Origin of the sequence: Chryseobacterium sp. KCF3-3 (genome assembly GCF_045865955.1) — a bacterium.
In the GTDB taxonomy this organism is placed as follows: domain Bacteria; phylum Bacteroidota; class Bacteroidia; order Flavobacteriales; family Weeksellaceae; genus Chryseobacterium.
Genome location: NZ_AP035792.1, coordinates 698,718 through 712,341, shown reverse-complemented (window position 1 = coordinate 712,341; position 13,624 = coordinate 698,718). Strand labels below are relative to the sequence as shown.

Sequence of the window (13,624 nt, the reverse complement as noted above, 5' to 3'; positions counted from 1 at the left end):
TGTATATTTTTATACGACTAAAAACTATGCTTATGTCAACATTAAACATTGTAGACTATATGCTGCCTGTAGAAGAATGTAGAGCAGCGTCAAACCAGTGGAAAGCATGTCTTTCTGACTTTTCCAAAATTCAAAAGCTTATCCCTACCAACTATGTTTTTAATATTTCCAGAGAACACCTTGAATGGATGAGGGGGTTTAAGGATTATAAAGACTTCTGTGCTGCAGTAGGAATTTACAGAGACCGATTGATTCTTATCTTTTATCCTATGAACAATGATGGGGTAAAAATAGATGTAAAAGAATATCCATACAGCTTTCTTACTGAGCTTGAAAAAGATCTGAGACTGCAGGAAATTCAGGAATATACCCTGATTAGAAACGCCGTTCTTTCTAAAGATCTTGAAAGCATGGAGAAAAATGCCAATATGGGATTGCCGGTTTCCAATACACCAATTCTTGAACAGGACAAAGCTGTAGATGCTATTGAACGTTGGAGAAATCAAGGTATGGACTGGTTCTATAAAGAGACCAGAGAAAATCAGGGTAGTGGAATTTTCAGAAAATTCTATGTTCCTACAGCAGACCTTTGCCTTTCTGACGATGGTTTGGCTGGTATTACCTGTTCTTTTGGGATCAGATACAATGATATTTACGGAAAAATGTTGGTAACGCTTATCTTTATCTCTTTCCGTGAAAACCTTAGAAGTGCAGAACTGGGAGCAGAATCAATTTCCAATACTTACGACTGGGCAAAACCATGTCCTCCTATCTGCCGTATCCCGGATGTAGATGTAGGAAGTGAATTTTAAAACGATATACTGAGGAATGGCTGAACTTTATAAGGCAATTTTATTCCTGAACTATGCACTGCTCCTGTCCGTTATACTATTGGGAGCAGCAAAATACCGCATATTAAATCATAAAGAAAAGCAATATTTTCATTGTATTGCTTTTCTTTTTTTTATTGAATTGCTGAATCTGGCGCTGCCTTATATCTTCAGACTGAATGATACATCATTTCTCTATCCTCTCTATATAGCGGGAGAGTTTTTTCTACTGACAGGTTTATTTATCAGAAAGCTGGACTGGCCAAAATCAGTTCTTGGAGTCGTTGGAGTGCTAGCAGCCGGTTTTATGATCTCGAAATATGGATTTGATTATCCTGCCAATGCTGATATAGCGAAAGTGGTTTCCAATATTATCATTATTTGCTTGTCAGGATTTACCCTGATTCGTGAGATTAAAAATACCTCTACACAGAACCGCTTTCTTCTTGTAGATGCCAGTATTTTTTTCTATTACTCTGTCTCAGTATTTATTTTTATCATTCAGCACCAGATCGCCAATCTGTCCGAAAACGATTATTATACTATTCTCAGTGCCAATAATATTCTTTCGAGTATTTTGTACTGTTCATTTTTATATACTTTTTTCAGATTAAAGAAGTAACTTTAAATATCAATCTGCTGATCCTGATAATTGTTACCATAACAGTTATCGTATCCTTTATTCTGTTAGCTTACAGAGCTTTTATTACCAGAATTATTAAGGAAAAAAATGTACAGCATGAAGCGGAAGTTCTTCATCAGAAAAAATTAGTTCTGGAAAATATTAAGGCTCAGGAAGAAGAAAGAAAAAGAATTGCAGTGATGATTCATGATGATATCGGAAACCGCCTCAATATTCTTTCTTTATGGCTGAATAACCTCGATACTCAGGGTGATGAGCTGATCAAAAAGAATATCTACGGCCAGATGTCTTCCCTGATTGATGCGGCCAGAAGTATTTCCCATTCATTATACCCTGTAAACCTGGAATCTGTGGGTCTGGTTTTATATGTTGAAGAATTAATAGCCAACCTTTCCCATAAAATCAATATTTCCCTGCAGGTAATGTCTGGATATGAAAAGAAAGATCTTTTCGTGGAAGTACAGCTGTACAGGATTATTCAGGAGTTTACTACCAATGTGATCAAGCATTCAGATGCAACAGATCTTTGGATTTATATTAAGGATTATCCTGAAAATATGACTGTTGTAATTTCTGATAACGGACAGGGGTTTGAATATGAAGAAGTGAAAAAAGGGATGGGAATTAAAAATATTGAATCCCGCATCAAATCAATGAACGCCACACACAAATGGAAAAAAACATTTTCGAATAAAGGAAGTCGTTTAATCATAAAAATTCCAAAATATCATGAGTTCCCAAATCAAACTAGCACTGATTGATGATGAACAGCTGATCCTCGAAGGGGTAAAAATGTTGCTGTCCAATGAAAAAAATATATCGGTTTGCCTTACCGCAGATAATGGCCCCGATTTTATTGAAGACCTCGGAAAACTTTCAAAAGATGAATTTCCTGATATTGCTTTGGTAGATGTTCAGATGAAACCAATGAACGGTTTTGAACTGGTAGAAATCCTGAAAGAAAAATATCCCGATCTTAAAATTATTATCCTCTCATCACACTATAAAACCTCTATTCTTGGATATATGGTGAAGCTGGGAGTATCAGCATTTCTTCCCAAAAATTCGAATAAGAAAACCTTTATTGATGCCATTACAATGGTGGATAAAAACGGAGTCTTTTTCACAGCTGAAGATCATCAGATGCTGTTTACTTATATGAACAGTTCTGCCAAGAAAAATTCACTTTTTGAAACAGAAGACGAATTATCTGAAAGAGAAAAAGATGTGGTAAAACTAATCTGCCAGGAATTTACCAATAATGAAATAGGAGAAAAACTCTTTATCAGCCCAAGAACTGTAGAAAGTCACCGACAGCGTATCTTGGAGAAGATTGGAGCTAAAAATACAGTGGGAATAGTGATCTATGCCATTGTTAATAATATTTATTCTCTTGAAAAAATATAATCTGATTCCGTAGAAATACGGATTTTTTTATTTGGTACTTTTCACTCTAGTGAACCTTATTTTTCTTCTGTTATTTTGGAATGTTTCTTTGAGGGATTTTAATTGAAAAAAACACAAACAAGATCTGTAATAAAAAAATTAAAGTAAAAACATGAATGGCAGTAGAGTGATTTCCGTCGGGATTTTCTTTGACGGTACAGGAAATAATGGAGTAAATATTCTTTCACCGGATAAACCGCTGAACAATAATGAAAGCTATTATGGTACTTTCAGCAATATCTATAAATTATACAGTTTATTCGTTGGAGATGAAAAAATATATATTGAAGGAATTGGCACCGCAACAGGTAATGAAGATAATAATTTTGCCATGGCAACATGTGCAAATCCACCTTATGGAAGCGGATATTCATCTGATGATAAACTTCAGAAAGCCGGAGATTTTGTACAAAAAATAACCCATGATGAAACCAAGGAATACCATTTCTATATCTACGGATTCGGGAGAGGAGGTATGCTGGCAAGAACTTTCTGTAATCAGCTTCTGACATTTTATGCGGTAGGAAATTGCAGAATAAAATTTTTGGGCCTTTTTGATACGGTAGAGTCTAAGCCTTTTAATACTTATAATATGAAGATATCTGCACAGGTAGAGAATGCTTTGCATTTCTGTGCGGTCAATGAAGGCAGGTTTTTCTTTCCATTGACAGGTTTGTTTGAGAATTCGAAAACAATGCAGGATCAGAAATCAGAAAATCAGTCCTCCGTTTGGAAAGAAGTATTTGTTCCTGGGGATCATGCAGATATTGGAGGCGGATATTTGGAAGGTCCGCAATCTGTTTATATTTCTACAGATTTCACGAATGTTGATGATCTGCATAACTATGTTTCCGATATCAGAAATGCAAAAACCAATGCTGATGGAAATAAAATATGGGATGTTTTACTCTCGGAATATAAAGTGGAAACGGTGGATGGTCTTTCGCAGGCCTATGTTTGCCGGGATAAAGTATACAATGACCTGTCAAAAGTATATGGAAAACTGATGATGGACGAAACCAATACCATATTATCAGTATTTAGTACCGAGAATGAAGCGTATTTTGGAACAGATTATAATAAACATGCTTTTCTTCATCGGTTTTATATCAAAATGAAAGAATATGTGAAGGATCTTTCTGCAAACAAAAAACCAATATATGATTTTGGAAGATTTGTGGATTATACTCATATTTCATCAAACTTCGGATTGTATAGTGATAGTTTTCAGTACAGAACTCAGCGTGAAATTAATATTGAGCTGATCAATAATGGGTTAAACGTCTCAAGCCGTACCTCTGTGGATGAAACAAGCCAGACAAAAAGGCTTTCTGTAGAACTTCATTTGCCGGAAGACAGCTTTGTTGCAGATTTTCTGTATGGAACAAACGTTCCCAATAATGATATCTGGGTTCGTTCTATTGTGAAAATACCGGCAACTACCATATTAAATGAATGGAAGAATTAATGAAAATACTTCTCAGTTTTAAATTTAGGTTAGGGGACATCTGAGGGTGTCTCCTTTTTTTTGTAATTTATTAACGATCAGTTGAGTATAATTACGGAATGTTAAATTTAGTACATTCTACTGTAAATTTTGAATAGTAATTCCCGTTACTTTGAGTTGCTCATTTCACGAAGCTTCAGAAAATAATATGAGTAAAGGCGTATTCTGAAAAGCCTAATATCAAAAAGAGTAAGAACACCAAAGATTAAAACAATGGAAAAGACACTCATTCAAAAATCAGGAACTACATTATACACAATTAACTTTGATTTTACATCACAAGAACAAAAAGCCATTTTACAGTATCTTCAGGAAAATGGTTACCAGCTTATGGGATATAAAGGAGCCACAGGTTTTGATCAGCTTAATACAGGAGTGCCGGCTTGGTTTGCCATCAACTTTATGGATGTTTTTGGTACAATAGAAATTGATTGTGAACCCCAATATAAAGTATATGTTTATAATAAAGGAATTATTGAGCCAAACTCAACCATTCAGATGCAGGCTTTATCAGAGGAAATTCCCTTGGGTACAGCTGTAACTTTCCATCCGGATGGTTCATTTTCGATAAACGGACCAGCTCCTGCAGGAATGATTACAGTAAGAAATGACAGATTCTTGGGTATACCTAATATAACCATTGGACTTGCAGCAAAAGTAAACGGAGAGTTTCAGCCATTCTGTGCATTTAGTTGTATGTCACAGGGACAGGTGACTATGCAGCCTAATGAAAATATAGTTTTATTCGCTGCACAGACCAATATGAATTCAGGATCTGTTACCAACCGTACAATGGCACCGGGATGTAAATTCATATTCAGTGATAAGAATGTACAATATGACTTAGAGATGATTCCCGGAACTTATGGTATTACAAACGCACCCGGAGCAGCTCCGGTAGTTCCTGTATCAGAAGGACAGTCAATATTACAGCTTATCAATATTCATTAAATAAATCCTTTTCTGAAATCCGTTTTCGTAAGAGAAAAAGCTGTCCGTTTTGGGCAGTTTTTTTATTTCTCGGCTATTCATTTCTTTTTCCGTATTTTTGCACCCGAAAATTCATTATTCATTACTAATTATTAATTAAGATGCTTTCGGTTCAAAGTTTAGGATTACACCATTCAGGAAATTATTTATTTCAAAATGTCAATTTCACCATTAAAAAGGATGATAAAGTAGGTCTCGTTGGTAAAAATGGAGCAGGAAAATCCACTTTATTGAAAATGCTTTCCGGAGAAATTAATTTCTACGAAGGAGAAGTGGTGACTGAAGGAAGTGTTACCATTGGTTTCCTGAAGCAGGATCTTGATTTCGTAAAAGGAAGAACAGTGTGGGCAGAAACCATGCAGGCTTTCGAACAGATCAATGCCTGGAAAAATGAGCTTGAAGAGGTGAATCACCAAATGACTGTGAGAACAGACTACGAAAGTGATTCTTATACAGATCTGATTAATAAAATGACCGAACTGAATGACCTTTTGATGAACCATGATGCCTACAATCTTGAAGGTGACATGGAAAAAGTGTTGTTTGGTTTAGGATTTAAAGCCGATGATTTCCAAAAAATCACTGATGAATTTTCCGGAGGATGGAGAATGAGAATCGAATTGGCAAAATTACTTCTTCAGAAGAACGATATTATGCTTCTCGATGAGCCTACCAACCACCTGGATATGGAATCCATCATCTGGCTGGAGAACTTCCTGAAAGACTATCCGGGAGCTATTGTTCTGGTAAGTCACGATAAACAGTTTATGACAGCGGTGTGTAACCGTACTTTTGATATCAACAATAGAAAAGTTGACGACTATAAAGCCAACTATTCAAAATATCTGGTAATGAGAGAAGATCGCCGTGAAAAACTGATTCAGGCTAAAAAGAATCAGGATGCGGAGATCAAGCAAATGGAAGACAACATTAATAAGTTCCGTGCAAGTGCTACCAAAGCGTCTTTCGCACAGTCACTTATTAAAAAATTAGATAAAATCGAACGTATTGAAGTTGATAACGAAGACGTTTCAAAATTCAATATCCGTTTCGTACAGTCTATGGTTCCGGGGAAAGTGATCTTCGAAGCCATCAATCTTGGAAAAGCATACGGGCAGAAGCAGATTTTTGATGATGTAGACTTTATTGTTCAGAGAGGAGACAGAATTGCCCTTCTAGGACAGAACGGACAGGGAAAAACAACTTTAGCTAAAATTTTAGCAGGAGATATTAAAGATTATTCCGGTGCCTGGAATCTTGGGCACAATGTCAATATCGGATATTTCGCTCAGAATCAGGAAGAGGTTTTAACACCTAATAAAACTGTTTTGGAAGAAGCTGAAGATGCTGCAACAGAAGAAACAAGACCAAGAGTAAGAGATTTATTAGGATCTTTCCTTTTCCAGGGAGATGCTGTTACTAAAAAGACAAAAGTACTTTCCGGAGGAGAAAGAAACCGTCTGGCACTTTGTAAACTGCTACTTCGTCCTTTCAATACTTTGATTATGGACGAACCTACCAACCACTTGGATATCCAGTCTAAGGAAATTATCAAGCTGGCACTGCAGAATTTTGAAGGAACTTTAATCGTAATCTCGCACGACAGGGAATTCCTTCAGGGACTTTGTGATAAGATCTACGAATTCCGTGATGGGAAAATGAAAGAATTCCTTGGAGATATCAACGAATACCTTGAGTACAGACAAAAGGAAACCATCAGAGAAATTTCGGCAGAAAAGGCAAAACTTCACAGTGAAGTAAAGGTAGAACCTAAGAAAGTAGAAGAAAAACCTGTAGTAACCAGCAGCCAATCTTCCAATATTGTAAGTAAAGAACAAAAAAATATTCAGAATAAAATCAAAAAAGTAGAAGAAAAAATTTCCGAGCTTGAAACAAAAGTAGAGCAAATGGAAGCTTCTTTTGCTAAAGAAAATCCTTCCGATGAAACCTTAGAACAATACAATAAAGCTAAGGAAGAGCTGGATACAGCTTTACAGGAGTGGGAATATCTTGGAACACAACTGGATTAAACTAAAATATAAATGCTTCATCAACTCAATAAGATGAAGCATTTTTTTTGTAACAAAATTGTACTCATTTCTACCTATTGTCAACAATCATTAAGTAATTTAATAAAAGTTTAAGGAAACAATTAAATTATTTTCATAATTTTGAACCATGATTTTTAAAGAAAGCAGAAACCTAAAGAGTTTTATCTCCAAGCTATTGTTTGGAGTATATTTCCTTGCGCTGCTTTCTCAAAGCTTTCACCATCACGATTCGGTAGACTATTTTAAGGCTTTTCATCTTAAAAAAGTAGAGAATACGATGACGAAAGCTGTTACTAAAGAGAAAGCTGGCGACTGTCTGGCCTGCCACTTTTTGGTTACCGGACATACATTAGCTCCTGAAGAATTCAATTTTACTTTTGAGCATTACAGCCATGAAGTAAAACAAATCATCGCCATCCAGGAGAAAATCTGGTCACAGACCAAATTCACTTTTCAGCTTCGGGGACCGCCCGCACTTGCATAATTCATAGATTCTATAGGGTTTAAAGTTTTGTACTTTAAAGTTCAATGTTTACTACTTCAAATTCAATGTTTAAAGGTTAAGGTTTAAAGTTGTTGGGAAAACAACTGATAATCTGTAATTGATATTTAAGAATGTTCAATTACTATTTTCCAGCTCCTAACTTCTTACCAGGAATACATTGTACCATCAAAACTAACCCTTCCCACAAATTTTAACGAAAATGTACCCTGATGAAATGGGTGCGCAATCAATCTATTTACAATGAAATTGATATATTGCCTGCTGCTGATCTTTTGTGGATCAGTATTTACAAGTGCACAAAAAACTTATACTGTAGAGGGAACCGTTCAGGATTTCCATGATAAAACATTGCTGGAAAATGCAGTGATTAAAATCGGGAACTTTACAGCCAAAACAAATAAGAAAGGTAAATTTTCTTTTGACAAAATTCCTGCAGGAAAGTATACACTCATTGCACAACATCCTGATTGTGATGATTATACTGAAAATATAGGAGTTGATCAGGATGTTCAGCTGGTGATTACACTGGAACATCATATTAAAGACATTGAAACTGTGACTATTCATGGTAGTCATAAGAACAATGGAAGTATGGTGGTGAAAACCCTTGATAAATCAATGCTTTCAAGAAATGTCACCGAAAACTTAGGGATTTTATTAACTAATATTTCCGGTGTTAACGTTCTTAAAACAGGAAATAATATTGCTAAACCTATTATCCATGGACTTTATGGAAGCAGGGTTTCCATTATGAATGATGGGGTAAAGCTTGCCGAACAGGAATGGGGAGTAGAGCATGCACCCAATGTAGATGTCAACAATTTTGAACATATCGACGTGATAAAAGGCGCATCAGCCTTGAAGTATGGTGCAGGAGCTGTAGGAGGAGTTGTTGTTTTACAGCCTCAGGTTTTACCTAAAAAAGATACCATTATGGGAAGTGTTTCTCTTTCCGGAATTTCAAACGGAAGAGGAGCTGATCTTAATGTAAAACTAGCAAAAACCTGGGAAAATGGCTGGGGTATAAAAACCAATGGAAGCTATAAAAAACTAGGCGACCTTGAAGCTCCGGAATATGGCTTGATGAATACCGGTCTTGAGAGTTCAGGATTTAATTTTGGGGTGCAGAAAATGACATTTGAAAAAGGTTTTTCTTTTGATTATTATCTGACGAAAAGCACAGTCGGGATTCTTAGAAGTTCTCACGTAGGGAACTCTGAAGATCTACGTAACGCTCTTACATCACCACAGCCCATCTATCAAAGAGATTTTAGCTATGATATTGATAATCCTAAACAGGAAATCGAACATCATATTGCTAAAGTTTCGGCTTACAAAAGGTTTGAAAATTTTGGAAAAATCACGGCTACTTATAGTTTCCAGTACAATCATAGAAAAGAATATGATATCAGACGTACAGAAGCTTTGAGCAAAAAGCCGGCATTAGATCTTGAACTGATAACGAATGATCTGAATGTAAACCATCTGATAGAAAGAGGAAATTGGAATCTTGAAACAGGAATTAATGCTGGATATCAGAACAATTATTCCAATACTCAAACCGAAGCAAGACGTCTTGTTCCGAACTATGACCGATATTATGCAGGAATTTATTCTGTATTCAAATATAAAATTACTCCCGAACTGGATCTTGAATTGGGAGGAAGATACGATTATGATCATTATGATGTAACAAAATGGTATGATCTGAGCGACTGGAACAAGCTTTATGCGGCAGATTATTCAGATTTTGTAGTAAGAATAAACCAAAACAGAATTCTTACCAACCCATCGTTAACGTATAATAATATTTCAGTAAACGGAGGAATTGTTTATCATCCTTCGGAATATTTTAATCTGAAATTTAATTATGCCAGAGTTTCAAGGTCTCCGAATATTGCAGAGCTTTTTGCTGACGGACTTCACCATTCTGCAGCTATTATTGAAAGAGGAGATATGAGAATGAAAAGCGAAACCGGAAATCAGTTTAACTTGGTGGCAGATGTAAAAGCAAATGTCTTAAAAGGGCTGAATATTTCCGTAAACCCATATTTCTTTTATACTCAGAATTTTATCAACCAGATTCCTACAGGATATCAGAATACACAGTGGGGCGGAGCTTTTGTGGTGTACAATTATCAACAGATCAATGCAAAAATGTATGGATTGGATATTGATGCCCAACTTAAGATCACAGATAATCTGACTTATAAAGGAAGTGGTTCTTATGTTTATGGGCAGGATACAACCCATGATGTACCGCTTATTCTTATGATGCCTCCGAATTTTAATAATTCATTGGAATTCAATAAAAAAGAATGGAAAAACTTCTATTTCACCGTAAGTAACAATACATATCTGAAACAGACCAGATTTCCTGTTTATAATGTTCCGATCAGATTATTTGATTCAGACGGAAATGCTTACAATGAAGAAGTCGATATCTCTACACCTCCAAACGGATATTCCCTTTGGAACCTTCAGACAGGGGTGAATCTGTCTAAAAATTTCGGAATTGATTTTTCAGTTCGAAATGTATTCAATACGTCTTACAGAGATTATCTGAACAGACTTCGTTTCTTTTCCAACGAAATGGGAAGAAACTTTATTTTAACTCTTAAATATCAATTTTAATTATTTAAAATCAAAAACATGAAAAATATTTTTAAAAATACAACACTTATCTTAGGACTTTTATTCTTAGCTGTTTCTTTAAGCTTAACATCGTGTAACAGAAGCGATGATGAAGCAGATGATCTTCCTCAGGAAGAACTTTCAGATGTTCTTTTAAGAGTAACAGATGCTGCCGGAGGAGCACCGGTTGTATATGATTATCAGGTAAACAGCACAACGAATCCTAATGTTAAATTGATCAACGGACATACTTATAATGTAGAGGTTATTTTCAAAAACGGAGATGAAGATGCTACTCAGGAAATTAAAGAGGCTAAAAATGAACATTTCTTAGTCTATAACTTTCCCAACTCTGATATTACTTTAACGCGTACCGATGATGAATCTTCTAAAAGAGATGATGGAAACCGCGTTGGGTTGAAAACAAAATGGGTAGTAAATACCGCTGTGAAAAATGCTTCTGCTCCTAGTCAGTTGGTTCTTACATTATTCCATGAGCCGGTAACGGTTTCTGAAGCTTCTGCTGTAAGCGGAAACGGAGTAATTTACGGAACTCATACAGGAGGAGAAACTGATGCACAGGCTAACTATAATATTATTAATTAATATACCTTTAATCTTGTTTGGACCATCGGAATTCTCCGGTGGTTTTTTATTTAACAATATTTGGCTTTATAAGTTGATTTTAAATGGGTATTTTTCATAAAAAATTCCTATTTTTGCAACCTAAAATTTTAATCAATAATGAAGGTTACCGCACAAAACCATGATGATGTAAGTGCATTGCTTACAGTAACATTGGAAAAATCTGACTACAAAGAAAAAGTAGAGAAGCAGTTGATTAATTATGCTAAAAATGCGCAAGTTCCTGGATTCAGAAAAGGGAAAGTGCCTTTGAGTATGGTTAAAAAACAATATGAAGCAGGTATTGCATTTGAAGAAATCAACAGACAAGTTTCTGATGCTTTAAACAACTATGTTAATGACAACAAATTAAGATTAGTTGGTCAGCCTGTTCCTCAGCCAGTAAACGAATTCGATTACAATGCTGATCAATTAGAAGTTGCTTTCGAAGTAGGATTTGAGCCTGAATTCACTATAGATTTAGCTAAATATGAAGCTCCTCATTACAAAGTAGAAGCTTCTGATAAAGAAATCGGTAAGAGCATTGAAAACATGCAGAAGCGTTTCGCTGAGCAGGTTCCTCAAGATAAAATCACTAAAGATTCTTACATTGCTTTAGAAGTTTCTCAGGTTGTGGAAGAAGATGCTGAAGGAGAGCACCACCACCACCCAAAAAACCTTACGATTACTGCTGAAAACAAAGAAGCTTTCAAATTGGTAAAAGGTTTGAAAATGGAAGGTTCTGTAAAAGTAACGAAAGAAACTCTTGCAGGTGACGAAGAATTAGCTAAAGAATTAGGATTCGGCAAAGAAGAAGTTGAGCACCTACACCACAATGAACTAGAAGTTAAAGTAAAAGATTTCTATTCATTAGATTTAGCTGAACTTAACCAGGATCTATTCGACAAAGTATACGGAGAAGGAAACATTAAGTCTGAAGATGAGCTTAAGGATAAAGTAAAAACTGAATTAGACGAGTATTTCCAACAGAATGCTGATGTTCACTTCGTGAATAAAGTATTAGAGCAAGTAACAGAGAAAGAAGAAGTAAAACTTCCTGAATCTTTCCTTGTGAAGTGGTTGTTATTCTCTAACCAGAACATCCAGTCTGAAGATCAGGCTAAAGAAATTCTTGAAGCTGAGAAAAACCAATTAAAGTATCAGATTATCGAAGGTAAATTGATGACTGAAAACGAAATCAACCTTGACTATGCTGATGTATTAGCTCAGGCTGAGCAGTTGGTGAAAAACCAATTGGCTATCTACGGAATCCACCACTTAGGGGATGAAGAAATCCAAAAATATGCTGTTGAAATGTTGAAAGACCAGGAGCAGGTAAGACAAATTTCTTCTGAAGTAGCAATGGCTAAATTGAAAGATGTAATTCTTGAAAAAGCTACCAAAAAAGAAACTAAAATTTCTCACGACGAATTTTTAGAAGAACTTAAGAAATAATTATACTCAGATATAAATATTTGAAAACCGTCAATTTTTTGGCGGTTTTTTTTTATCCATCCATTCTAAAGATTACTCAATCATCATCACCAATCATTTATCAATTATCATTCATTACTAATTGCTCATTACTCATTATTTATTTGTATGTCCGCCAATATTCCTATATTTACTTTTTAAACTTTATTATAAATATGAAAAAGATCATCATTCCGTTTTTCTGCGCTGTACTTTTCTCAGTGCCTGCAGCAGCTCAGAAAAAAGGGGCTGCATCTGCTAAAACAGAAGCCGTAAAATCAAAACTTACACCTAAAGAGGTTGTTGATAATTATTTCAAAGCGCTAGGTGGAAAAGATAAACTGGACGCTATAAAATCTACCATTACTGATAACACAGTAGCTGTACAGGGAATGGAAATCCAAATGACCACTAAGAAATTAGGGAATAAATTCAAATCTGTACAATCTTTCATGGGGAAAGAAATGGTACAACTTTTTGACGGTGAAAAAGGATATTTTGATCAGATGGGAACCAAAACAGATATTCCTGCTGATAAAATTGCTGACCTTAAAAAAGGAAAACCAATGGATGCTTTAGCATTTGATGCTTCTAATTTCCAGGCTGTATCTACAGAAAAACTTGACGGAAAAGATTATAATGTATTGTCTTCAGACAAAGGAAAATTCTATTTCGATGCAGGAACGGGACTTTTGTATAAGACAGATGCAGGAGAAGGTAAAGCAACCATTAAAAGCTATATGGCAGTTGATGGAATACAGTTCCCGGCTGAAGTAGATGCTGAAGGTGGAGGTCAGAAAATGACAATTAAAACGACAAAAGTGGTAATCAACTCTGGAGTTACAGATGCTGATTTTAAATAATAAGATACTTTTTAAGAGATAAAAACCGGGAATTTCCCGGTTTTTTTAGTATATAAAT

12 protein-coding genes are annotated in these 13,624 nt (G+C 35.4%); all 12 read left to right on the top strand.

From position 1 onward, the window contains the following. Positions 1-32: 32 nt before the first annotated feature. The 12 genes from ACKTTZ_RS03265 to ACKTTZ_RS03210 all read left to right on the top strand — a co-directional run bounded on the left by ACKTTZ_RS03265 (position 33) and on the right by ACKTTZ_RS03210 (position 13,566). Positions 33-812 carry a hypothetical protein gene (locus tag ACKTTZ_RS03265; protein WP_253317655.1) on the top strand — a complete coding sequence of 260 codons (780 nt, stop codon included), beginning with the start codon at positions 33-35 and terminating at the stop codon, positions 810-812. A 16-nt stretch (positions 813-828) separates the two neighbouring features. Beyond that, positions 829-1,452 carry a hypothetical protein gene (locus tag ACKTTZ_RS03260; RefSeq protein WP_034696831.1) on the top strand — a complete coding sequence of 208 codons (624 nt, stop codon included), beginning with the start codon at positions 829-831 and terminating at the stop codon, positions 1,450-1,452. Between the two features lie 200 nt (positions 1,453-1,652). Further along, positions 1,653-2,234: a sensor histidine kinase gene (locus ACKTTZ_RS03255; RefSeq protein WP_253317666.1), complete on the top strand. Its 582-nt coding sequence runs from the start codon at positions 1,653-1,655 to the stop codon at positions 2,232-2,234. Beyond that, positions 2,203-2,880 (top strand): response regulator transcription factor, encoded by a 678-nt coding sequence (locus ACKTTZ_RS03250; protein WP_034696832.1) that lies wholly within the window; start codon positions 2,203-2,205, stop codon positions 2,878-2,880. Before ACKTTZ_RS03255 ends, ACKTTZ_RS03250 begins: the two co-directional genes overlap by 32 nt. A gap of 151 nt (positions 2,881-3,031) precedes the next feature. Continuing rightward, positions 3,032-4,387, top strand: a complete 1,356-nt coding sequence (locus ACKTTZ_RS03245) for a DUF2235 domain-containing protein (RefSeq protein ID WP_034696835.1) — start codon at positions 3,032-3,034, stop codon at positions 4,385-4,387. A gap of 252 nt (positions 4,388-4,639) precedes the next feature. Beyond that, positions 4,640-5,377 carry a hypothetical protein gene (locus tag ACKTTZ_RS03240; protein WP_034696837.1) on the top strand — a complete coding sequence of 246 codons (738 nt, stop codon included), beginning with the start codon at positions 4,640-4,642 and terminating at the stop codon, positions 5,375-5,377. Between the two features lie 140 nt (positions 5,378-5,517). After that, positions 5,518-7,446 (top strand): ABC-F family ATP-binding cassette domain-containing protein, encoded by a 1,929-nt coding sequence (locus tag ACKTTZ_RS03235; protein WP_034696839.1) that lies wholly within the window; start codon positions 5,518-5,520, stop codon positions 7,444-7,446. Between the two features lie 148 nt (positions 7,447-7,594). Then, entirely contained in the window at positions 7,595-7,951 is a 357-nt protein-coding gene (locus tag ACKTTZ_RS03230; protein ID WP_034696841.1) for a hypothetical protein, read from the top strand. A gap of 261 nt (positions 7,952-8,212) precedes the next feature. Beyond that, on the top strand, positions 8,213-10,606 hold the full coding sequence (locus ACKTTZ_RS03225; RefSeq protein WP_407847305.1) for a TonB-dependent receptor: 2,394 nt from the start codon (positions 8,213-8,215) through the stop codon (positions 10,604-10,606). Positions 10,607-10,624: 18 nt separating this feature from the next. Further along, positions 10,625-11,212, top strand: coding sequence for a hypothetical protein (locus ACKTTZ_RS03220; RefSeq protein ID WP_407847303.1), 588 nt, complete (start codon positions 10,625-10,627; stop codon positions 11,210-11,212). Positions 11,213-11,350: 138 nt separating this feature from the next. Then, positions 11,351-12,685, top strand: coding sequence for a trigger factor (locus tag ACKTTZ_RS03215; RefSeq protein ID WP_253317650.1), 1,335 nt, complete (start codon positions 11,351-11,353; stop codon positions 12,683-12,685). Positions 12,686-12,879: 194 nt separating this feature from the next. Further along, positions 12,880-13,566 carry a hypothetical protein gene (locus ACKTTZ_RS03210; protein WP_034696849.1) on the top strand — a complete coding sequence of 229 codons (687 nt, stop codon included), beginning with the start codon at positions 12,880-12,882 and terminating at the stop codon, positions 13,564-13,566. The last annotated feature ends 58 nt before the right edge of the window (positions 13,567-13,624 follow it).